The organism is Hymenobacter mucosus, assembly GCF_900188255.1.
Classification (GTDB): Bacteria; Bacteroidota; Bacteroidia; order Cytophagales; family Hymenobacteraceae; genus Hymenobacter; species Hymenobacter mucosus.
In genome coordinates this window covers 186,972-208,820 of the sequence record NZ_FZNS01000002.1, presented here as the reverse complement: position 1 = coordinate 208,820, position 21,849 = coordinate 186,972, and the positions used below count along the sequence as shown (strand labels likewise).

At 53.6% G+C, this 21,849-nt stretch carries 17 protein-coding genes; 7 read left to right on the top strand and 10 right to left on the bottom strand.

Annotated elements, in window-relative coordinates:
* Positions 1-12 precede the first annotated feature (12 nt).
* Positions 13-378, bottom strand: a complete 366-nt coding sequence (locus CHB83_RS04830; protein WP_045687835.1) for a CZB domain-containing protein — start codon at positions 376-378, stop codon at positions 13-15.
* 275 nt (positions 379-653) lie between these two features.
* Here CHB83_RS04830 and gcvT point away from each other — a divergent pair, with 275 nt between their 5' ends.
* The gene (gene gcvT, locus CHB83_RS04825) at positions 654-1,760 is read left to right on the top strand and encodes a glycine cleavage system aminomethyltransferase GcvT (protein WP_045687834.1); all 1,107 of its coding nucleotides are present in this window, start codon (positions 654-656) and stop codon (positions 1,758-1,760) included.
* A gap of 144 nt (positions 1,761-1,904) precedes the next feature.
* The gene (locus CHB83_RS04820; protein WP_055562225.1) at positions 1,905-2,621 is read left to right on the top strand and encodes a 2-phosphosulfolactate phosphatase; all 717 of its coding nucleotides are present in this window, start codon (positions 1,905-1,907) and stop codon (positions 2,619-2,621) included.
* Between the two features lie 15 nt (positions 2,622-2,636).
* On the opposite strand, the gene CHB83_RS04815 is transcribed toward CHB83_RS04820, so the two are convergent.
* Together CHB83_RS04815 and dtd are read right to left on the bottom strand one after the other, a co-directional pair.
* The gene (locus CHB83_RS04815; RefSeq protein WP_089331859.1) at positions 2,637-2,963 is read right to left on the bottom strand and encodes a nucleotide pyrophosphohydrolase; all 327 of its coding nucleotides are present in this window, start codon (positions 2,961-2,963) and stop codon (positions 2,637-2,639) included.
* A 92-nt stretch (positions 2,964-3,055) separates the two neighbouring features.
* Positions 3,056-3,508: a D-aminoacyl-tRNA deacylase gene (gene dtd, locus CHB83_RS04810; protein ID WP_089331858.1), complete on the bottom strand. Its 453-nt coding sequence runs from the start codon at positions 3,506-3,508 to the stop codon at positions 3,056-3,058.
* 85 nt (positions 3,509-3,593) lie between these two features.
* Between dtd and CHB83_RS04805 the strand changes: the two genes are divergently transcribed.
* Complete coding sequence (locus tag CHB83_RS04805; protein ID WP_089331857.1) at positions 3,594-5,093, top strand: hypothetical protein; 1,500 nt, start codon at positions 3,594-3,596, stop codon at positions 5,091-5,093.
* 36 nt (positions 5,094-5,129) lie between these two features.
* Here CHB83_RS04805 and mltG read toward each other — a convergent pair whose 3' ends face one another.
* The 3 genes from mltG to CHB83_RS04790 form a co-directional block, all read right to left on the bottom strand.
* Positions 5,130-6,164 (bottom strand): endolytic transglycosylase MltG, encoded by a 1,035-nt coding sequence (mltG, locus tag CHB83_RS04800; RefSeq protein WP_089331856.1) that lies wholly within the window; start codon positions 6,162-6,164, stop codon positions 5,130-5,132.
* A gap of 125 nt (positions 6,165-6,289) precedes the next feature.
* On the bottom strand, positions 6,290-7,774 hold the full coding sequence (locus tag CHB83_RS04795; protein ID WP_089331855.1) for a helix-turn-helix domain-containing protein: 1,485 nt from the start codon (positions 7,772-7,774) through the stop codon (positions 6,290-6,292).
* 361 nt (positions 7,775-8,135) lie between these two features.
* Positions 8,136-9,311 carry a ribonuclease D gene (locus CHB83_RS04790; protein WP_089331854.1) on the bottom strand — a complete coding sequence of 392 codons (1,176 nt, stop codon included), beginning with the start codon at positions 9,309-9,311 and terminating at the stop codon, positions 8,136-8,138.
* Positions 9,312-9,674: 363 nt separating this feature from the next.
* On the opposite strand from CHB83_RS04790, the gene CHB83_RS04785 reads away from it, so the two are divergent.
* On the top strand, positions 9,675-12,740 hold the full coding sequence (locus CHB83_RS04785; protein ID WP_045687882.1) for a SusC/RagA family TonB-linked outer membrane protein: 3,066 nt from the start codon (positions 9,675-9,677) through the stop codon (positions 12,738-12,740).
* 50 nt (positions 12,741-12,790) lie between these two features.
* Positions 12,791-14,182, top strand: coding sequence for a RagB/SusD family nutrient uptake outer membrane protein (locus CHB83_RS04780; RefSeq protein ID WP_089331853.1), 1,392 nt, complete (start codon positions 12,791-12,793; stop codon positions 14,180-14,182).
* A 76-nt stretch (positions 14,183-14,258) separates the two neighbouring features.
* Here CHB83_RS04780 and CHB83_RS04775 read toward each other — a convergent pair whose 3' ends face one another.
* On the bottom strand, positions 14,259-14,735 hold the full coding sequence (locus tag CHB83_RS04775) for a hypothetical protein (RefSeq protein ID WP_052695081.1): 477 nt from the start codon (positions 14,733-14,735) through the stop codon (positions 14,259-14,261).
* Positions 14,736-14,888: 153 nt separating this feature from the next.
* Here CHB83_RS04775 and CHB83_RS04770 point away from each other — a divergent pair, with 153 nt between their 5' ends.
* Positions 14,889-15,143 carry a hypothetical protein gene (locus CHB83_RS04770; protein ID WP_089331852.1) on the top strand — a complete coding sequence of 85 codons (255 nt, stop codon included), beginning with the start codon at positions 14,889-14,891 and terminating at the stop codon, positions 15,141-15,143.
* Between the two features lie 94 nt (positions 15,144-15,237).
* Here CHB83_RS04770 and CHB83_RS04765 read toward each other — a convergent pair whose 3' ends face one another.
* Positions 15,238-17,178 carry a CocE/NonD family hydrolase gene (locus tag CHB83_RS04765; RefSeq protein WP_089331851.1) on the bottom strand — a complete coding sequence of 647 codons (1,941 nt, stop codon included), beginning with the start codon at positions 17,176-17,178 and terminating at the stop codon, positions 15,238-15,240.
* 229 nt (positions 17,179-17,407) lie between these two features.
* Here CHB83_RS04765 and CHB83_RS04760 point away from each other — a divergent pair, with 229 nt between their 5' ends.
* On the top strand, positions 17,408-19,981 hold the full coding sequence (locus CHB83_RS04760; RefSeq protein ID WP_089332133.1) for a M14 family metallopeptidase: 2,574 nt from the start codon (positions 17,408-17,410) through the stop codon (positions 19,979-19,981).
* Positions 19,982-20,058: 77 nt separating this feature from the next.
* Here the strand turns inward: CHB83_RS04760 and CHB83_RS04755 are convergent, their stop codons facing one another.
* Together CHB83_RS04755 and CHB83_RS04750 are read right to left on the bottom strand one after the other, a co-directional pair.
* The gene (locus CHB83_RS04755) at positions 20,059-20,376 is read right to left on the bottom strand and encodes a hypothetical protein (protein WP_045687827.1); all 318 of its coding nucleotides are present in this window, start codon (positions 20,374-20,376) and stop codon (positions 20,059-20,061) included.
* A 157-nt stretch (positions 20,377-20,533) separates the two neighbouring features.
* Positions 20,534-21,766, bottom strand: coding sequence for an S-adenosylmethionine:tRNA ribosyltransferase-isomerase (locus CHB83_RS04750; protein ID WP_179225455.1), 1,233 nt, complete (start codon positions 21,764-21,766; stop codon positions 20,534-20,536).
* Positions 21,767-21,849: the final 83 nt, after the last annotated feature.

Here is a 21,849-nt window from a genome sequence, read left to right as displayed (position 1 = left end):
GCGGCGACCAGCCTACAAGTCAGCCCGAAGCTTCGCTTCCATGGTCCGCAGCAAGCGGGTCACTTGGTCGGCCAGCTGGTTAACTTCAGCCAGGCCGTCGATAGCAGCGTCGGCTTGGCCCCGTTTGTGAAGATCCATCAGACGGTTGGCAGCCTGATGAATCTGTAAGTGCACGCGGTCTAGTTGCTGAGTTTCGGGCAAATGACGGTAATCGGGCAAGGCGCGCTCCAAAATCCAGCGGCCGAAAGAGCAGGCGCGAGGGTCCCGGATGGGCTCTTCGCTAGTACCGCTACCGTAGAGGAAGGAGCGAAGCTTAGATTTAAAATGCAGGTGCTTAACTAAGGCTGAGTCAAACTCCTGTTTCAGTTCGTCATTCATGAGGGGGGGAGCAAGGGTAGAGCAACACCCAGCGTTATCAGCAGCGCGTGAATCCCAGGTTGGCAAATGCCTTTTGCCAAAAGCAGATACTGGCTTCTTACGTACTAGGGACTAACAAAGATAACAGGATGCTAGTAGGTTGCGGCACGCTAGTAATTGGCTAATTTCGCCCGGCCAAGTATGGCACCAGACTAAAAAGCTTCTGCACACGCGGCCACGCCAAGCGCAACAGTAGCTGGACTTCTTCTTTCTTACTACCACCCTCCTTTCTTCTGATGGCTGAAGACCTCAAAACCGTCCCGCTGAATGATGTGCACCAGCAACTCGGCGCTAAAATGGTGCCATTTGCTGGCTATAATATGCCCGTGCGCTATTCCTCCGACCTCGATGAGCACCACACGGTGCGGCGGGCAGTAGGCATCTTCGACGTGTCGCACATGGGCGAGTTCCGGGCCCGCGGCCCCCAGGCACTCGACCTGATTCAGCGCGTGACCAGCAACGACGCCAGCAAGCTTCAGCCCGGTAAGGCCCAGTATTCTTGCCTGCCCAACACTGATGGCGGCATCGTAGACGACCTGCTGGTATACAAGCTGGCCGAGGAAGACTACCTGCTGGTAGTAAACGCGTCTAACATTGAGAAAGACTGGAACTGGATTCAGCAGCACAACACCGAAGGGGCAGAGCTGGAAAACGTGTCTGACACCATCAGCCTGTTTGCCGTGCAAGGGCCCAAAGCAGTGCAAGCCCTGCAAGGCCTCACCGATGCTGACTTAAGCAGCATTCCGTACTACTCCTTCGTGCAAGGTACCTTTGCTGGTGCTCCCAATGTTATCATCTCGGCCACGGGCTACACTGGTGCCGGTGGGTTTGAGTTGTACGTGCCCAACGAATATGCCCAACAAGTATGGGCTAAAGTAATGGAAGCCGGCCGGCCGTTCGGGTTAAAACCCATTGGCCTAGGTGCCCGCGACACGCTACGCCTGGAAATGGGCTACTGCCTCTATGGCAACGACATTACCGACGAGACATCACCCTTGGAAGCTGGTTTGGGGTGGATTACTAAATTCACAAAGGAGTTTACCAACGCGGCCAACCTTAAGCAACAGAAAGAAACTGGGGTGGAGCGCAAGCTTGTGGGCTTCCTCATGGACGGCGCAGGCATCCCCCGCAGTCACTACCCCTTGGTAAACGAAGCGGGTGAGGTTATCGGGGAAGTAACCAGCGGCACTCAGTCGCCGAGCCTAAGCAAGGGTATTGGGTTGGGCTATGTAGAAACTGCGCTAAGCACGCCTGGTAGCAAAATTTTCGTGCAGGTGCGGGGTAAAAACTTGCCTGCTACCATCGTGAAGTTACCTTTCGTACCCGGAACGGAGGAAGCATAAGTAGTAAATAGATCCTCCTAAAAGAAACAGTCTGCCCTTGTGGAAGCACTTGCTCGCGCCGTTGGGTAGCACTGCTACTCGCCCGCCGGCTGCTTCTGCAAGGGCAGCACCACGTTTTGCTTGAACTGAAATAGCCCCGTTTGCATGCCTTCCGTTGATATTTGTTTTTCCCCCGAACTGCTTCCACTATATAACCTCCAGGGCCGCGTGGCAGTGGTAGTAGATATTCTGCGAGCTACGTCGTCTATGGTAACGGCGCTGGCGCAGGGTGTTACTTACCTAGTGCCGCACAGTGAACTGGACCCCTGCCGGGCTATGGCCGCCGAGGGCTACCTTACTGCTGCAGAGCGCGACGGCGTGCAGGCCGATGGCGTGGATCTTGGCAACTCACCATTCGGCTACCTAGATGGGGTAGTGCCCGTGCGGGGGCGGGCCGTGGCAATTACTACTACCAACGGTACTCGTGCTCTGCACCTGTCGGCGGCAGCGGAACACGTAGTAGTGGGCGCTTTCCTCAACCTAGGGGCCGTAGCTGAGTTCTTGCGCCAGCAGCAGCGCGACGTGGTGGTAGTATGCGCCGGGTGGAAGGGCATGTTTTGCTTGGAGGATACCCTCTTTGGTGGGGCCTTGGCTGCTCGCTTGGCCCCTGGTTTCGACACGACCAGTTCCGATGCAACCCTTGCGGCCCTTGACTTGTGGCAGGCCGCCTCATCCAACGTTGCTGGCTACCTGCTCAAGTCGGCGCACGTGCGCCGACTTAACCATTTGGAAGCGCACAAGGACATGGAATTCTGCGTGCGCCAAGACGTATATGACTTAGTGCCCGTGTTTCGGAACGGCAAAATTATCGTGGCTCAGTAGCCCATACTGCGAGTGTTAGTGCAGCTTGGGATTGTTGTGGTGGCGGTCTGCGTCGCGCTGGGTTTTCTTAGCCAAGTTGCGCTGGAGGGCCTGCGTTAGGTCTATCCCAGTTTGATTCGCTAAGCAGATTACCACGAACAACACATCCGCTAGCTCATCGGCCAACACCTTGTCTTTATCTGACTGCTTAAAAGACTGTTCGCCATACTGTCGGGCAATAATGCGGGCCACTTCTCCTACCTCCTCGGTGAGCATGGCCATATTCGTGAGTTCATTGAAATAACGTACGCCAGTAGTCTGAATCCACTGATCTACGGTCTGCTGGGCTTCTTCAATTGTCATGGTTGAGAAATGGGAAAAGGCGATGGACCTAGTTGCAATGCTGAATAGTACACTTGGCAGGGTGCCTAGCAACTGTACTGCTACCAGTTGTGCTAGCTCTTCCCCGGCGAGTCGAGCACAATGGTAACCGGTCCGTCGTTGAGTAGTTCTACTTGCATATCGGCGCCGAACTCTCCCGTAGGCACTGGCTGACCGAGCAACGTTTGCAGCAGTTGTACAAACTGCTCGTAAAGTGGAATAGCAATGGGGGGCGGGGCAGCCCCTACGTAGCTAGGACGGTTGCCCTTGCGGGCATCAGCTAGCAACGTGAACTGACTGACAACGAGTACCTGCCCGCCCACATCCTGCACCGAACGGTTCATTTTGCCTTCCTCGTCGGAGAAGATGCGAAGCTGAACTAGCTTACGGGCCATCCAATCGAGGCTATGACCATCATCGTCTGGGGCAAAGCCCGCTAGCACCAGTAGACCCGGTCCGATGTGGCCCGTAACGCGGCCTTCTACCGTGACGCTCGCCTGCTGAACCCGCTGAATTACGGTGCGCATGAACTGCAAGAGTTAGAAAGTGAAAAGAATTGGAGAGAGTGGTTTACGCGCGAATGCCGACCTTCGCCGCACGCGAGAAACGCACATGGCAGCCACGAAGAACGACATTCCTACCTCTACCCCCAACCTTGTCTGGCTACTGTTAGGACTGGCGGTTGTGGCAGCAGTGCGCCTCTACGGACTACAATACGTAGCTCTACCCGACTACGACTCCGTACGTAATTGGCAGATTGTGCAGGAAATAGCCCACGGCAACTTGCGCCATTTGTTTCATCATGGCAGCCCTGGCTTCTCCTTCCTATACGCGCCGGTTGCCTGGATTACCACCAATTTTCAGGTATTTCAGCACCTGAACGCCCTATTAGGAGTAGCGGCTCTAGGGGTGCTTATGCGTTTCGTGGCGCAGGAAGCTCGACTAGTAGGTTGGCAGTTGGTCTTGCTCACAGTGTTCACGGGCACTTCCGTGTTCCTGACCTTCTCGGGCCGCGACTTTACCATGAGTAGCGGCAGCTTACTGTGCTTCGCCGGCTTAGTCCAGGCGCATTACCGTCGCCTTCAGCACCCATCCCGGCAGGCATTACTCCGCACTACGGGTTGGCTGGTAGCGGGCTTGTGCCTGAACTATAAATTCATCCTGACGATACCGATTTTAGTAGTGCTAGAACTATGGCACGCCGATGGTCTGCTGTGGAATCCGGGCACGTTGGGCCGAATAGCCTTGCTGCTCTTGGCACCTTATATTGTGCTAGGAATTGTGGGGGTGCTGGCTGGCTTGCCCTGGTATCTTTGGCCCGCGGTGTATTATAAGGTGGCTTTTCCTGATGTGGCTAATGCTGCTGGCCGCGCTACCACTTTCCGCCTAGATGGGCTGTATTATCCACGCTACCTTCAGGATTTCGAATCCCCAGCATTGTGGCCAGGCTTGCTGCTTGGATTGCTGGGGCTACGAAGATGGCTGCCCAAATGGCGTACGCTGCTGCCTATCCAAGGGTATTTAGCCGTGTGGGCTACCTGCCTGGTACTGGGTATGTCGCTACTGCTGAAAGCGCCCCGCGGGCTGTTATGGGCCTATCCCTTGTTCTACACCTTGGCCTTTCTGGGACTTCGGCGGTTGCCCAGCTGGGCATTCGGCTCGGTAGTAGCCGTGGCCATTGCCTGGAATACTTACCGATTGCAACAAGAAATCTTCGACTACTCTCCTACGCGCTACCCTCAAGTAGCGGCCTGGTTGCAGGCCCATGGGGGCGGCCGAGTTGCCAGTACTGTGAGCCTAGGTTTAGCCCCATTTTTGCCCGCAACAGATACTGTACTCGCTATTACCGATGAGAAGCAACTTGCTACTTTGCGGCGTCGAGGCTTTCGCTACGTGCTGCTCGATGGCTACTGGCGCGTAACTGGTATCGCCCGTTTCGATTCGCTACAACAGCAGCGGCCCGTTGCTGCGTGGCCCGAACCCTTGCTAACAGCCCCATTGCTATTCTTAGAGCATTCCGAATACACCGGTCTGGGCTATCTTGAAACGACCAAACGTCAGCAGATTGCTCGCCAAGATAGCCTCCAACTGCGGTTATTTGTCCTGCCATAACCGCAGAATACTACGTACTACGAAGCCCGTACTAGCTTACCGCCTGATGCCTACGCTGTCGAGCATGTGCTGGTAACGGCGCGCGTTCTGCTTATGCTCGGCAAATGTTTCGGCGAAGTCGGAATACCCACTGCGGTCGGGGCGGGCACAGAAAAATACGTAGCGGTGCGCCGCTGGCTTCAGTACAGCGTCCAAGCTCTGACGGTTTGCGGAGGTGATGGGGCCCGGTGGCAGCCCTTTGTGCTTATACGTATTGTAAGGCGACTCCACGAGCTTGTCTTTGTTGAGCACCCGCTTCACGCCAAAATTGCCAATGGCCCAGAGTAAGGTAGGATCAGCTTGCAGGCGCATGCCTCGGCGCAGGCGGTTGAGGTACACACCCGCAATAATGGGCTTGTCTTCTTTCATGCTAGTCTCGCGCTGCACAATACTAGCCAAAACGTGCACTTGGGTAGGCGTGAGTTGCAGCGAATCGGCCCGCTGACGGCGCTGGGCGGTCCAGAAGCGTTGGTGCGTAGCCGCCGCCGAGTCTAGGAACTGCTTAGCCGACGTGTTCCAGAGCAATCGGTAGGGCCCTGGCAGGAACAGCGTGAGGATGGTTGTGGTATCCAATTGATAGCGACGCTCCAAAAAGGCATTATCCTGCAACAAGTGGCGCAGACTGCCAGAATCGGCCTCTAGTTGCCGCGAGATTTGGCGCGCCAACTGAGGCTTGTACTTAAAAGCGTTGAGTTCAAACACTACCGTGTCCTGTTCGCCACGCAGCAGCTTATCGAGCAATTCTTGGTTGCTGAGGCCTGGCGAAACCAAGTAGCGCCCGGGCTGCACATGCGTCGGATAATCGCGCCGGGCGGCCAGCCATGCAAAGGTTCTAGGCTCTTCTAGCAGATCATATTTTAGCAAGGAGTCCTGCACAGCAGCGTACCCTGTGCCCGTGCGGATGTAGAGGTAAGCGGGCCCAAAGGGAGAAACGCGCACATTAGGTTTCCACAACACGTACCATGCTGCTCCTAGCCCCAGTAGAAGTAGCAAACCAAGAGTTAGCAAAAAGGCAGGTAGGAAACGCCGCATGAAAAATGAAGTGGGGTGTATGGCAATGGAAGTGCTGTGCTATATGTCTAGGCCGCCTAGCACAGTACCAACGAAAGAGTACAGATTTTTAGTTGTACACAGCTACTGCATGTGCCAAGGAGTAGCTAGGCTCCGTTCACTAAGGCTGCCACAGCCTCTTCCAGTGCTTGTTGGTGCTGGCGCCGTTCAATTTCAACGGGGGCCGCGGCCCGTACTTCACAGTTGGGAATGGTGCACCGCTCGCACGTTTCGTTTACTTCCCGGTGCAGAATGGCGGGGTCGTCGAGGAAGCGGATCTTTTGGCGCAAGTTATCGTCGCAGAGCAGCCCCACGGTTACACTCACAGCGGGCTCCGTCGCCGAACCGGCCCGGGCTACTGTAATGCACAGGTACTCGTCGTTGTTAGGGTAGTGAGAGCGTTGGGCACCCAGCGTAAAATTGGGCGAAGTTCCGATGGGCTGTAGGCGCAGTTCCGAAAGCAGGCGTAATGAAATCCAGCGTCGGCAGTAGTGCTCGTGCAGCTCATTGCCGTGCGGGTTGTGCAAACGCGAAAGGTGTAGCTCCTTTGTAAGCTTGTAGCCCGCCGCCGCGTTGGCCTGGTCGAAGCGCAGGAAAAACAAGCTTTGTAGCCCAAAATGGCGCGGTAGCAAGTTGGTAATGCGCTGCATAAACATCTCCGGCGACACGTCATACTTCGTTAGCAAGTCGAGCAGCAGGGTAGGCTCCCATTTCTTGGCGGCAAAGAAGCGCTGTAAATCCCGCACCAAGGTTTCCTCCTCCATCAGCAGGGCTCCGGCAAAGTAAGATGCCCGGAAATTGTTGAGCACTTCCTCGAAGGAACGCACTGGGAAGTTGGCATTCACATAGGGCCGTTCGCGCAAGTTGAGGTAGTTGAAGGCTACCTCCCGGCCCAGTACAAAGCCCTCCTGCGCACCCGTTAAGCCGGGCCGCAAAAGCAAGCGGTTGGCTTTGGGCTGAAACACCGAGCGTAACCGCCCCAGGTTCGTGTACTCACCCAGCGCAGTTCGGTCAATGGTATAGCCGTACTTTTCTATTAGGACCCGCTCTAGCTGGCTCCGGTCGAAGGGAGCCGTAGCGTTCAGCTTGTGCTCGACGGTGAAGGTGCGCACATCTTGCTCCTGCTCCTCAAAGTAGTTGTCGTGCATTTCCTGAAAAGAGCGCAGGGCCGCCAGGAAAAAGTGCTCCTGACGCATTTCGTAGTTGCGCCCTATCTCGAAAAGCGTGCTGATGAAGGCATTCATCTTCGCTGGAGCGTTAGCAATCAGCTCTACAATGCGCAATGGGTCCAGCCCAAACATCTCCAGTGGAAACTCCTTCAGCAAATCTGATTGTAGCAACTCAGAAATAGGCTCTAAGCGGCGGCTGAGCGTGAGGGAAGTAAGCTGGTCGTAGCTAACGTCTAGCACCTTGCTCAGACTTAGAATCTTATCGGCCTTCGGATACTTTTTTCCTTTTTCTATCTCGTTGAGATAAGATACCGATACGTCGCAGGCGCGAGCCAGTTCCGTGGGCGTATAGCCACGCTCTTGCCGCAGTTCCCGCAGTTTCAACCCAAAAATCAACCGTACAACTTGGCCGTGACTCAACATAGGTGGGGTAGTAGAAAGCAGGGGAGCCCAGCGGGTAATCGAGTCCGAAACTAGCTGCCAACTACCAGCCTGTGGGGTTCCTACCTGCCTGCGCAAGACAAACTAGCTGGCAAGCAAGTATTAAAATCAGCATTCTGCAAATCTACGCCCACCTACATCCCAGTGATATTCAGAGAATATTCGCTCATAGAACAAAACCAGCCGAAGTAGCTCTAATCCGTTCACTGTGCTGCTTCTTAGTGCCGATATCAGTGGACACTAGCGTTCGTGCGTTATAATAGAACATCGAGCCTTAGCCGTCAAAAATCAGCCCAGCTGCTCAGGGAGCAGCCGGGCTGGATGGTACTGTATAAAAGATAGGTTAGTCGATGAGTTGAAAAGGCGCCGCAATCTGACTGAAATCCAGATCATGGCGAGAAGCGGCCTCTTGCAAGAGCTGGTGCTGCCAAGGACGCAACGTTTGGTTGGCGCCCTGCTCAATGATGTCGGCAATCAGTCGGTTGCTAAGAACTAGGTTAGCCAGAAACGTATTGTGGTCTTGCGCCAAATGGGTTTTTAAAGTCATCAGGAGCGCTTCGCGGGCATCGGCTTGGGCTGCTTTGGCACCGCTGAGGCGACGGCGGAAGGGAAAGCGGCGCTGCTCTTGCGACAGGGGCTGCTCGGGCGCCAGCTCATCATGAGCCAGACTAAGGAGACGCTCCGCAAACGGGCTGCGCTTCAGCTCGGGGTGCAAACCAGGAGCGTTACGCAATTCGCCGGTACTAGTAAGCGGTTGGCGGGTAAGTTCGGCTAGCCGGTCGTTGCTGACAACCATGTAGGTCGGGCGGTCAATGTGGCGGGCTACCTCGTCGCGGAGCAGAAACAGGTCCCGGAACATAGGCATCTCCTGGGGCATGATGCGGTATTTGCCTGCTAGGCGCAAATGGGGCCGGTCGTCGCGGGTGTATCGCACATCTTCCAGGGCTTTGTTCTCCTGCTCCGACCACGCCGTGCGACCTAGCGCATCTAGTTTTGCCTGAAGGCGGTCAGCCAACTCAAACAGATACAGGACATCATTGGCGGCATACTGCTTCTGCGCTTCCGTAAGAGGGCGCTTTAGCCAGTTGGATTTTTGCTCTCCTTTGTCTACTTCCAGCCCTAGCTCGGCTTGGATGAGGCGACCCAGGGAAATGTTATTATCAGCCTCCGCTAGCAACGTATATTGTACGCTCGTGTCAACAATGTTGCGTACGTGTACTCCGTAGAGCTCATCTAGAAGCAGAATATCTGACTTACAGCTGTGAAATACCTTCGCCACACTTGGGTCGCGCAGAATAATCCAAAGGGGCTCTAAGTCGTGAGCTGGGTTCGTGAGGGGAAGAGGATCGAGCAGGTAGACCGTGTTGCCATCATACAGTTGAATCAGGGCGAGGTTGCGGCCATAACGGTGACGCATATCATCGAACTCCAAATCAATAGCTATGCGGGCAGCAGTACGCAAGGCCTCGGCAACTTGCTGTACCTGCTCGGCAGTCGTCAGGTAATGAATATCAGGCATTCGTAAGAAAAAGAGCGTGACAGGGGCTCAGAAGCCGTGGGTGTGGCAAGCAGGGTAAAGGTAGGGAGGGGGCAGGGCCAAAACTAATTTGGATGATTCTATGGAGTAAAACAGGAAAATTCGATTACTAATTTGAACAGTGCGAATTCGTATTTCATGCTCATACATATGATTTTAAGTAAACAATACAATTACAGCTAGCTATGCTGGAGAAGGGGTGTATTAAAAATATTTACACGTTTTGTGATTTTTGACCCTAATTTGCATGGGGTAACGCTGATTATTTGCGGATATACCAACTGTTGGTAGTAAAATAGAGGGGGGAAGGCATTGTTCAACTTAATGGGTTTTAAACCTGATGGCATGAAAAAACATGTACTCATTCTTTCTGCATGCGGCATTGCCTTATCATCGGCGGCCGTAGCACAAACGCGCGCAATAAGTGGCCAGGTAACCGATGGTGGCGGTAGTGGCTTACCAGGTGTTACTGTACTAGAGCGCGGCACCACCAACGGAGCCAGCACTGATTCTGATGGCAGATTCTCCCTATCTGTACAACCAGGCGCCACTCTTGTAATCAGCTCTATTGGTTTTGAAACTCAGAATGTGGTAGTAGGTGACCGTACTACTATCCCTGTAACGCTGAAAACGAGTGCTACCACTCTTGGCGAAGCAGTAGTGGTAGGATACGGTACGCAATCGAAGCAGGACCTAACAGGCTCAGTAGTGCAACTAGGTGCCAAGGAAGTTGGCAACCAGCCAGTGCAAAGCTTCGAGCAGTCTATTCAGGGCCGAGCTGCTGGTGTATTTATTGAGAACAGTAGCGGCAAACTGGGTCAAGGTATTCGGGTGCGGGTGCGCGGAGTTGCTTCCATTAGCGGTGACACCCAGCCGCTTTATGTGGTAGATGGCATCCCGGTGCTGGCTGATAATCTTTCTTCAACCTCAGCCGCAACGAACCCGATTGCGGATATTAACCCCAATGATATCGAGAGCATCAGCGTATTGAAAGATGCTGCAGCTTCTGCTATTTATGGGTCGCGCGCTAGCAATGGAGTAGTACTGGTTACTACGAAGCGGGGCAAGGCTGGAGCTACTCGTTTTACCTTAGGCTTTCAGGCGGGCACTAGCAGGCCCACTAATAAGCGCGAGTTTTTGAATGGGGAAGAATATGTCACGCTGCTGACGGAAGCTTTGGTAAACAGTGGTCGTTCTGCCACTGCTAATGCCACTCGCTTGCGTACATACGCAGCAGGAGCTGACCCACTTACCTACGACACTGACTGGCAAGATGAAGTATTCCAGGATGCATCGTTTAGCCAGTACGATTTGGGCGCTAGCGGAGGAAATGATAAAACTAGATTCTTTATTTCCGGCCAGTATAGTAACCAGAAAGGTATCATTGTTAGCAACAAATATGAGCGGATATCCACTCGATTCAATGTTGACCATCAAGCCACTGATAAGCTGAAAATTGGTATAAACGCGGCACTTTCTCGCTCGCGTAACCAACGCTTGCCTAACGACAACGCCTTTAGCAGCCCTATGCAAACTGTGGCATTGGCTCCTATAACCCCGCTCATTGACCCCCGCACTAACCTGCTGAGTGGGGCGCTAGACCCAGCTACGGGTAACCCTAACTCTACTTTCCCATTCTATTATAATCCCCTGTTGGGCGTAGATAATGGGTCATATACGACTATTATCTACCGGACACTAAGCAATGTGTACGCTCAACTGGATATCCTTAAGAGCCTGTCATTCCGCTCCGAACTAGGAATTGATGTGCAAAATCAGAGTGAAGATCAGTTCTTAGGTAGAGTTACGTCTCGCAACACTGGTCCTACGAACGGTTATGGTTTCAGTGCGCGTGCTACCAATGCACGGGTAGTAGTCAACAACTTTGCTACTTACCGCAACACGTTTAATGATTTACATAACCTAGAGTTTACTCTTGGTACTTCGTACGAGTCAGCGCAGCTCACTAGTAATAACGTAACGGGTACCCAGTTTGCTTCGGATGCTTATAAAACCTTAGCTAACTCTAGCTTAATCACAGGCGGCAGTTCAAGCCGCACAAACAATACGCTCGTATCTTACTTTGGGCGTGCTAACTATGCCCTAGCTGGCAAATATCTGCTGGGCTTAAGTGCTCGTTATGATGGTTCTTCACGCTTCGGAACCAACAACCGGTACGGATTCTTCCCGGCCGCTTCGTTAGGATGGCTAGCTACTGAAGAGTCGTTTTTGAGTGACAACAAAGTTCTAAGCCTGCTGAAACCTCGCATAAGCATTGGTCGCACGGGCAACCAAGGTTTCCCCAACTTTGCTTCACGGGCATTATTTGCTGGTACTTCCGGCTACGTTGGTATCCCGGGTCAACGGCCCCAGTCACTAGCTAGCCCAGACCTGACTTGGGAGTCTACTACGCAAGCTGATGCTGGTATCGAGTTTGGCTTTTTGCAAGACCGCATCTCGGGTGAGGTAGATGTGTACGAGAAGCGCACAACGGACCTGGCATTATTTGCGCCTGTAGCGGCTACTAGTGGCTTTACTTCCTTGTTCCGCAACGTAGGCAGTATGCGCAACCGCGGTGTCGAGTTCACACTGACTACCCGTAACCTAGTAGGCGCTTTCACGTGGACTACTAACTTCAATGCATCGCGCAACGTCAACCGCGTTACTGACCTCGACGGACCACCTATTTTAGGGAGCTTCTTGAGCCGTGCTCAAGAAGGACAGCCTCTTGGAGTATTTGTTGGCCCGGAGTACGCTGGAGTGGACCCTGCAAACGGTGATGCTTTATATTATCTGAACTCAACGAATTCGGACGGTAGTATCAACCGCAGTACCACCAATGATATCAATGAAGCTACGCTGGTACCTGTGGGCGACCCAAACCCCAAGTGGACGGGAGGGCTTACAAACACGTTCTCCTTTAAAGGGTTTGATTTAACGGCTACTCTAGTAGGAGTATTTGGCAACAAAGTTTTTGACGGTGGTGCACAGTATTATTCGGTTGGTTTCAACAATGGCCCGGATAATCAAACGCGTGACCAATTGCAGCGTTGGCAGAAGCAAGGTGATATTACCAACGTGCCCCGTGCAGAGTATTTAGGGGGCAATGGCATTGGTTTGTCGTCTCGCTTTGTGCGCGACGGTTCCTACGGACGCCTGCGTACGATTGTATTAGGCTATAACTTACCCGCCGCTATTGCTCAAAAGGTGTATCTCCAATCCCTACGAGTTTTTGTGCAAGGACTAAACTTAGTCACCTTCACGAAATATAAAGGATGGGACCCTGAGGTAAGTACTGACTACCTAACAGGCTCAGCTAGCCAGAGCCAAAACAACATCAACCAAGGTATTGACTTCTATACCGCTCCACAGCCCAAGACCTTCACCATTGGTGTCAACATTGGGCTTTAAGCTTGGCTTTACGTGCCGGTGTCCGTCATTTTCCTAGCTAGCATTCTACCATGAAAAAAATACTGTTTGGCCTAATAACGGCCTGCCTACTCACAGGAACATTTACTGCTTGCAACAGCAAGCTTGATGTGGAACCTACGGATTCCATTGATGCCAGTACTGCCCTTACCACTTCTGCCGACGTAGAGGCTGCCCTTATTGGGTGTTATGCTGGTATCCAAAACGCAGAGGCATACGGCGGCTACATTCAGCTAATGTCAGACCTCCTCGCTGACAACGGTGACATTTCCTTCGTTGGAACCTTTATTCCACCCAACCAAATAGTGCGCAAGCAAATTCTGCGAGACAATGGCTTTGTAGAAGCTATTTGGGTAAATGCCTATAATGTTATCAACCGTACAAATACGGTATTGTCCAACTTGGATAAGTTGGACACCCCTGCTAAACAGGCTCGGGTAGAGGGAGAAGCAAAATTTATCCGCTCCTTACTTTACTTTGATCTAGTGCGCTTGTATGCTCGCGCTTGGAACGATGGTAATCCTACTACCAACCCTGGCGTACCACTAGTACTCACGCCTACTACAGTTATTACGGCCGAGAGCCAAGTGAGCCGTAATACCGTAGCGCAAGTGTACGAACAGGTGCTCACCGATCTAACTACTGCGGAGGCGCGGCTAATTACGGCTAACCCCACCAACAACAATGGCTTTTTCGCCAATCGATACGCCGTAGCCGCACTGTTGTCACGAGTGTATTTACAGCAAGGCCGGTTTGCTGAGTCAGCTGCCGCCGCTACTCGCGTTATTAGTTCAGGTCGTTATACCCTAGTGCCAGAATATGCCGATGAGTTTAGCTCTCCTAACGACTTATTAGCTAATTCTACAGAAGACATCTTCGCTGTTCAGGTTTCCTCGCAAAGTGGAGTTAACGAGCTGAATACTTTCTACTCCGTTAATCGTCGTGGCGACGTGAACATCAATGAGCAGTTAATCAATCTTTTTGAGCCTGGCGACGAACGACTTGATTTATTTCTTATCGACCCGACTGGAGGAGACCCAACTTATTCTGGCAAGTATGATGTGCTGTACGGCAATATCAAGCTGTTTCGCTTAGCAGAAATGTATCTGAATCGAGCAGAAAGTAACTTTCGTGCGGGTACAACCACAGGTGCTCGTCCTCTAGATGATATCAATATCATTCGCAGCCGTGCAGGTCTGAATCCTCTCACAACCCTTTCTATAGAAGATATACTGAAGGAACGTAGATTAGAATTGGCGTTAGAAGGTTTCCGTTTGGGTGACCTAAAGCGCAATCAAGAATCAACGGTTGACTTAAGCTCTACTCCTGTTGTGCTTCCATACAACTCACCTCGTCTGATCTTCCCTATTCCATTGCGAGAAATCAACGCCAACCCTAACCTAGTGCAGAACGAAGGCTACTAACTCCTGTCTTCTAGTAACAAGAGAGGCCGCTCCACACTAATGGAGCGGCCTCTCTTGTTCTATCGAGTTGGTAATACTACTCCTCGTCGTCCTCGTCGTGGTGGCTGAAATCAAGCTTGGGCGCTAGGATTAGGGCTTCTCGGATAACAGCGTCCATGAGGGGTTGGGTGTCTGCGTCGAGAGCACGCTCAAACAATCCTAGCAGCTGCTCACCGTCTTCGTTCACGTAGAGGTTCGTGTAGAGCTGCTCAAAAACCTTTGCATCTTTATTGATGGTGGTGTCAATTTCAGTAACAGAGCGCGCCCGTAGTGCCCGGTGTAATACATCTAGCACCCGGCGGGCTTCCTCACTATCGCCAAGGTCAGCCAGAAGTTTCATTAACGCCAAGGCTACTCCCAGCCGCACCCGCTCGAAGCGGAAGGGCAGCTCAGCAGTGTCGGCTTGCTCGAAGGTGCGGTAGGCTGAGATAGTGGTGGCATGCAAATACTGAGTAGCATCGGCCGGCTTCGTAAAGGCAGCCTCTAAGAGACGCTGGTAGGGAGGAACAAGCATAGGCAAAGACAACGCCGCGCAAAACGGCTGGTAAATGTGGGAGCAACTGTAACCCCGGCACGCAAAGGTACGATTGAAAGGATGCGTGTTTGTACGGTCTATGCACCGGCTGTGCTTACCGCTGTGCTTATTTCACTCTTTGTTTCTTTCACTATGACACACAAAAAGAAGTCGTTGCTCTTCGCCCCGGCTGGGCTGATGACCATTGGGTTTGGCACCTGCCTAGTACAATGGGCCACTAGCTTGCAGCAGAAAAAAGTGCCAACTGCGCAATGGGTTGGCGCGGGTACTTTGGCCCTAGGTGTCTTTAACGCAGGCATCTGCTTGTTCGGCCGTGGCGTGCTGGAAAGTGCACTACACGAGGTGAACAAAGAGCACAAAAAGGCTCAGGAGAAAGTAGAAGGTTAGCTTACGAAAGCAGGTTTACAATCATAAAAGACCCATTCAGCTACAGCAGACGGGCCTTTTATGATTGTAAACAGTAGGTAGCGTGGAACTGCAACTATTTCAGCACTTTCACTACTAGTTGAGAAGCGTGCTGAGGTGAGTGATATAACCGGTGAGTAGCTAACTGAAAATCCTTCTCGTCAGCCTCGAAGATATTGGGTACAAAGGTTTGGGGGTTGCGGTCTACTAATGGAAACCAGGTGCTTTGCACCTGCACCATCAAGCGGTGCCCCTTGCGGAAGGTGTGGCACAGGTCCTGAACAGTGAACGGAACTGCGGTTACCTGGCCCGGCACAAACGCCTCGGGCTTTGAAAAGCTGTTGCGAAAGCGGCCGCGCATTACTTCTGAGCGCACCATTTGCTGGTAGCCGCCCAGGTGCACCATTGGGTTTAACCGAGCATTATCAGGCGTGTCATTGGGGTACACATCAATAACTTTTACTACCCAATCTGCATCAGTACCAGTGGTAGCTACTTGGAGCAGGGCCTCAATTGGACCTGCTAAGGTTAGATCTTCTGTGAGTACATCGGTTTGGTAGGTGAGCACATCGGGGCGGCGGGCGGCAAAGCGCTGGTCGTCGGTCATATATTCCCGGGTCATTCCTACAGTAGTGGCTTCTGAAAAAGGAACGGGGTGGGCCGGGTCACTGACGTACTGATCAAATTCGGCGCCTGCAGCTGGCTGCTCAAATCCAATACGACCTTGAGGCTGGAAATACAGAGTCCGGGTTTCGGCAGCCGTGGGCGGCCAGGCAGCAAATGTGCGCCAGCGGTTGGTGCCGCCCTCAAAGATAGTAGCCTCGGGAGTAGAGGCGGGCTTGCCATCCTTAAGATAGGACTTAAAGAAAGGGGCCTCAATTTCCTTCTGGTAGTACAAAGAAGGGGATTCACCGTAGGCCGCATTGCCCACTAACTCTCCCGTACCGCGGGCCCAGCCGCCGTGCACCCAAGGACCCATGACTAGGCCATTGCGCATGCCTGGGTTTTGCTTCTCAATGGCCTCATATGTCTTCAGGGCGCCAAACAGATCCTCGGCGTCATTAAAGCCACCCACCGTTAAGACGGCCGTGCCTCTGTTAAGATTCTTGAGGTGGGGGCGTAGGTTGCGCGCTTGCCAAAACTCGTCGTAGTTTGGGTGCTGGGCCATTTCATTCCAGAAGGCCACTTTGCCCTGGTAGTACTTGGCGTCGGCATTTTTTAGCGGCCCCATTTGCAGAAAGAAATCATAGCCATCGGGCGTGCCGTGCTTGAAGCCGGGGTTGCCGGTTGGCGTGGGCTGGGGGCGAGCTAGCCCGAAGGAGGCCAGGAAATTGAAAGCGTGGGGTAGAAAAAAGGCCCCATTGTGGTGAAAATCATCCCAGAACCAGTCGGCAATTGGGGCTTGGGGCGAGGCAGCTTTCAGCGCTGGGTGGCGACTCAGAAGGCCCGTGGCCGTGTAGTAACCGGGGTAGGAAATGCCCCACTGGCCTACCCGCCCATTATTCTTCGGGCCATGCTTGAGAAGCCATTCAATGGTATCGTACGTATCGGTTCCCTCGTCGATGTCCTGCTTGCCCTTGTGGGTATCCTTTTCCGGGCGCACATCCACAAACTGCCCCTCCGACATGTAGCGGCCGCGTACGTCCTGGTACGCGAAGATGTAGCCCTCGTGCAGCATGGTACTGCTGGGCCCTAAGGCCTTCTTGTACTTGCCGGTGCCGTACGGCCCTACGGCATAGGGCGTGCGGTTGAGCATGATGGGATACCGTACCTTGTTGGCGTCGTTAGGCGCATACACTACCGTATATAGCTTCACTCCATCGCGCATCGGAATCTGATATTCCGTTTTGGTATAGTGCTGCTGAATGTATAGCGTGTCGGCTAGTAGCTGGCTGAGTTGTGCTTTATCTGCCTCAGAAGGCAGAGGATATGAAACGGGGCTTTGTGCCCGTGCCGAAGCTGCCAAGGCGAGGCCCAGGCCTACCACTAGAGCGGTACGATAGTAAGAGTGCGACATTGGAAGGAGGATAGAAGGTACGCGAATAGAAAAGGGGGCGCGCAACTACAGCGCTTATTAGCAAGATAAAGGATGCTGCTAAACAAGCTCCTGCGGGCTAGGCCACGATTGATGACGAGTAGCTCAATTGCTGCAAAAAGGCAATATAGTGCTGTAAAATCAAGGTTTTCTGCTTTCTTTGACATTCACCTTTCCGCAGGATTTCTCTGTCAAACCTGTACTCTTGCCCGTGTTAGTTTCTCGTTTCCGCGCCAGCTGGCTGCTCTTGCTGCTGCTTTGGGCGCCGTCCCTCTTTGCCCAGTCCTCTGCCGATGGGCCGCTTCTCACACCCGCACAGTTTCTCGGCTATGAGTTAGGCGCCCGCTTCACTCCCCATGCCGAACTACTGCGCTACGTAGACCACGTAGTACAGCATGGCCCCGGCCGGATGAAGCTGCAGCGCTACGGCCAAACCTATGAAAATCGGCCGCTAGAGCTGGTATTCGTAGCTTCTGCTGAAAACATGGCCCGTTTGGATGATCTGCGCCGCGACAACCTGCGCCTGGCTGGGCTAGAGCAAGGTAACGCCCAGGGTCCCAAGCCGGCAGTGGTATGGCTCAGCTACAATGTGCACGGCAATGAAGCCGTGTCATCGGAAGCGGTGATGCAGGTACTCTACGACCTGGCAAACCCCCAGAATGAACAGATGCAGCAGTGGCTGCGGAACTTGGTCATCATTGTGGACCCTTGCGTAAATCCTGATGGCCGCGACCGGTATGCGCAGTGGTACAACCGCGTCCGGAATCAGCAGGCCAATGCGTCACCGTATGCCTGGGAACACCGGGAGCCCTGGCCCGGTGGGCGCTACAACCACTACTATTTCGACCTGAACCGCGACTGGGCGTGGCAAACCCAGCAGGAAAGCCGTCAACGCATTACGGTGTACAACCAGTGGCTTCCGCAGGTGCACGCCGATTTTCACGAGATGGGGCCAAATAATCCTTACTACTTCTCACCGGCAGCCCGCCCGTTCCACGCCGACCTTACTCCTTGGCAGCGTAAGTTTCAGAACATTATCGGCGACTATAACCGGCAGGTGTTCGATAAAAACAATTGGCTGTATTTCACCCGCGAAACCTACGACCTCTTTGCTCCTTTCTACGGCGACACGTGGCCTTCTTTCAACGGCGCCATTGGCATGACTTACGAGCAGGGCGGTGGTGGTCCTGCTGGCGTGCAGTATATCAAAACCGATGGCGATACGCTGACCCTGACGCAGCGCATTGCTCATCACCATGCTACTAGCTTAGCTACCATTCAAGCTGCCGCCGACCGCCACGAGGAACTAGTGCGCGAGTTTCAGAACTTCTACACCACAGCCCGTACTAAGCCTAAAGGCGACTATAAGTCGTTCGTGCTGGCGGGGAACAGTGACCCCGGCCAGATTCGGGCCCTTACCGAATACCTCGACCGGCAGCAGATTAAGTACGGGTACGCTACCAAGCGCAGCAAGCGTACAGGCTTCAACTATGCCACTGGCAAAACTGAAACCGTGCAGCTGGAGCCGCAAGACGTGGTGATTAGCATGTACCAGCCCAAATCGACGCTGATCAAGGTGCTGTTCGAGCCACAAGCTACTCTCGAAGATTCTCTAACCTATGACCTCACGGCGTGGTCGTTGCCGTATGCTTTTGGGTTGAAAGGATACGCTCTCAAGGACCAACTGCCTGCTGCAGGAGTAGCCCCCAAAAACGCCAAAAACCAGCCAGCTGCTATCAGCAACACAGCCTCGACAGCCAACAAACCCTATGCCTACCTAGCCCGCTGGAACAGCCTGCCTGATGTTCGTTTTCTGGGTCGTTTGCAGCAGATGGGTGTGAAAGTACGGGTAGCTGATGAGCCCTTTGAAACTGAGGGAAAGCAGTACCAGCGGGGTACTCTCATTATCACTCGCACAGGCAATGAAAGCCTTGGTGCCCGCTTCGATCAACTAGTACGCACCCAAGCCGACTCAGCTGGCGTGGCGGTGCAGGCGGTGCAATCGGGCTTCTCTACCAGCGGCGGCGACCTAGGCTCGCGCTCCGTGCGCCCCCTGAAGCAGCCCACAGTAGCCGTGTTGGCTGGCCCCGGCGTCGATGCCAGCGCATTTGGTGAGGTATGGCACTTCTTCGAGCAGCAGCTTCAGTACCCCATTACGGTCTTGGGTACGGATTATTTCAACAGCGTACCTATGGGGCGCTTTGATGTGTTGATTCTGCCCGACGGCAACTACCTGGATATTCTGCCGGAACGTACGCTCGAAAGCATTAAGACTTGGGTGCGGAACGGGGGGCGGTTGATAGCTCTGGAAGGGGCCTCGCGCTTCTTGGCGGGGCGCAAAGACTTCCTGCTAAAAACGAAACCAACTGATAGCACAGCCGCCAAAAAAGCGTCTCCCTACGCCAGCCTACGCCGCTACGCCGATTCGGAGCGCGAACGGTTGAGCGAGCAAGTGCAAGGCAGTGTGTACCGCGTGCAACTAGATAACACGCACCCTCTGGCATTCGGGTACGGCAGCACCTACTACGCCCTTATTCGTGACCCCTTGAACTACCGCTTTATGCCCGAAGGTGGGTGGAACGTAGGTGTGTTGAAGAAGGACAGCTATGCCTCCGGGTTCACCGGCCGTAAGGCTCGCCGCGTCCTCACCGATACGTTTGTGCTCGGTACGCAGGACATGGGCCGTGGCCAAGTAGTATACCTCGGTGATAATCCCTTGTTTCGGGCCTTTTGGCAAGGCGGTAAACTGCTTTTCGGTAATGCAGTGTTTATTGTAGGACAGTAATTTTCTCAATAACAGGTGCATAAAAAAAGCCCCGTTGCATACCGCAACGGGGCTTTTTTGTAACTACTAGGGGTAGATTAGTCTACTACGTCCTCAGCTTTGTTTTTCACTGCTTTGGCACCTTTCTTCACGGCTTTTCCCGTCTTCTGAGCGCCTTTCTTCACCACGCTGCCAGTTTTTTTGCCAGCGTGCTTTACGTCCTCTTTCGTATTGTAAGCCTTTTGGCCAGCCTTAGTACGGCCCGAACGAGATTCTACTTTTACAGTGCCGTTGTCGCGCTCTTCTACTGTGGTTTTAGCACCCGTAGCATCGTCACGAACGGTGGTTTTATCGCCCTGGGCGAAAGCGGCCGTCGAGAAGATTACGGCGGCGGCAAGCATTACTATCTTTTTCATGGGAAAGAATCAAATGGGAAGTGAGTCTGAGCCCTTATACGCGCCTCTCGAAATAAGTTGTGAGAAGCCACCGTACTTGGTGGTTAGTGAAATATACTTACCCAAGAACTACCTCATGTCATGAAGTTTATATGAATTGCCCGGCCTGCATAATCCACTAGGGTAGGAGCAACGAACTGTCGCCGTAACTTAGAAAACGGTAGTTGTGGGTTAACGCGTGCTCGTAGAGCTGTCGCCAAGTGGGGCCCACCAAGGCGGCTACCAAAAGCAGCAAGGTACTTTCAGGCTGGTGAAAGTTTGTAACCAGCCCCCGCACAAGCCGGAACTGATAGCCCGGAGCAATAAGTAGCTGCGTGGTAGCGTGCAGTTCTTCTACCCCGTTTGCCTCTAAATGATGCAGTAAGGCAGTTAGTGCTTCGGCGGCAGAAACTTCGGTAGCGGCTTCGTAGGGCTGCCACTGGCGTACGTGCCATACTGGGGTGTTGGGATGCTGGGCCAAGTAAGCCCCTAGCCAGTACAAGCTTTCCAAAGTTCGTAGGCTGGTAGTACCTACGGGAATGATAGGCGCAGGGAGATGAGCTAACAGCTGACGTAGTGTGGCTGCTGTCACGCTGATGGGCTCCCCGTGCATGGGATGCTCAGCCATTTGAGCCGCCTTCACGGGCTGAAAGGTGCCAGCGCCCACGTGCAGCGTAACGCGGGCACTACTTATGTGGCGCGCGCGCAACTCGGCTAGTACTGCTTCTGAGAAGTGCAGCCCGGCAGTAGGCGCTGCTACGGCTCCTTCGTGTGCAGCATACACAGTCTGATATCGTACGGCGTCTACGTCCGTATCGGCACGGTTGAGGTAGGGAGGTAGAGGTAAATGACCCGCCGCTCGCAGCACTTCCGCAAAAGGTAGGGTAGCAGGCTCCCAACTGAACCGGATCAGCGCGTAGCCTTCACCGTGTTCGACGCGTTCAGCAGTCAGGGTAGCCGACTGGCCTTGCACTGCAAATTCTAGCTGTACGGGCCCGCTTTTCCAACGCTTGCCATTACCCACTAAGCATTTCCACACGCAACTGCCTGTTTGTTGCATGGCGGGCTCAATGGCCCGGTGCGGTGCTACGGGCTCTAGGCAAAAAAGCTCTACTATTCCGCCGGTAGGCTTTTGGGCAAATAAGCGGGCCCGCACCACCTTGGTATCGTTGAACACAAGTAGCGTAGAGGGAGGCAGGAGGGAGGGTAGGTCCTGAAATTGCTGGTCGTGGATGGTACCGCCCTGGTAGTAAAGCAAACGCGACTGGTCACGGTCGGGGAGGGGCTCTGGGGCAATACGCTCCGCAGGCAGCTCGTACGTGAAGTCGTGGATGGAAAGCTGGCGCGGATCGGGAATGGCTGGTACGGACATACCACAAAGGTACGGCCGCCCTCTAAATGGAGCACAAGTCTAGCCTAAGAAGCAGGCGGGGCTAGGCTCGTCTACTGTAGTTG

Bases quoted from the DNA above. Each gene is read 5' to 3' on its own strand.
- CHB83_RS04830 (WP_045687835.1), bottom strand. From the start codon at position 378: ATGAATGACGAACTGAAACAGGAGTTTGACTCAGCCTTAGTTAAGCAC.
- gcvT (WP_045687834.1), top strand. From the start codon at position 654: ATGGCTGAAGACCTCAAAACCGTCCCGCTGAATGATGTGCACCAGCAA.
- CHB83_RS04820 (WP_055562225.1), top strand. From the start codon at position 1,905: ATGCCTTCCGTTGATATTTGTTTTTCCCCCGAACTGCTTCCACTATAT.
- CHB83_RS04815 (WP_089331859.1), bottom strand. From the start codon at position 2,963: ATGACAATTGAAGAAGCCCAGCAGACCGTAGATCAGTGGATTCAGACT.
- dtd (WP_089331858.1), bottom strand. From the start codon at position 3,508: ATGCGCACCGTAATTCAGCGGGTTCAGCAGGCGAGCGTCACGGTAGAA.
- CHB83_RS04805 (WP_089331857.1), top strand. From the start codon at position 3,594: ATGGCAGCCACGAAGAACGACATTCCTACCTCTACCCCCAACCTTGTC.
- mltG (WP_089331856.1), bottom strand. From the start codon at position 6,164: ATGCGGCGTTTCCTACCTGCCTTTTTGCTAACTCTTGGTTTGCTACTT.
- CHB83_RS04795 (WP_089331855.1), bottom strand. From the start codon at position 7,774: ATGTTGAGTCACGGCCAAGTTGTACGGTTGATTTTTGGGTTGAAACTG.
- CHB83_RS04790 (WP_089331854.1), bottom strand. From the start codon at position 9,311: ATGCCTGATATTCATTACCTGACGACTGCCGAGCAGGTACAGCAAGTT.
- CHB83_RS04785 (WP_045687882.1), top strand. From the start codon at position 9,675: ATGAAAAAACATGTACTCATTCTTTCTGCATGCGGCATTGCCTTATCA.
- CHB83_RS04780 (WP_089331853.1), top strand. From the start codon at position 12,791: ATGAAAAAAATACTGTTTGGCCTAATAACGGCCTGCCTACTCACAGGA.
- CHB83_RS04775 (WP_052695081.1), bottom strand. From the start codon at position 14,735: ATGCTTGTTCCTCCCTACCAGCGTCTCTTAGAGGCTGCCTTTACGAAG.
- CHB83_RS04770 (WP_089331852.1), top strand. From the start codon at position 14,889: ATGACACACAAAAAGAAGTCGTTGCTCTTCGCCCCGGCTGGGCTGATG.
- CHB83_RS04765 (WP_089331851.1), bottom strand. From the start codon at position 17,178: ATGTCGCACTCTTACTATCGTACCGCTCTAGTGGTAGGCCTGGGCCTC.
- CHB83_RS04755 (WP_045687827.1), bottom strand. From the start codon at position 20,376: ATGAAAAAGATAGTAATGCTTGCCGCCGCCGTAATCTTCTCGACGGCC.
- CHB83_RS04750 (WP_179225455.1), bottom strand. From the start codon at position 21,766: ATGTCCGTACCAGCCATTCCCGATCCGCGCCAGCTTTCCATCCACGAC.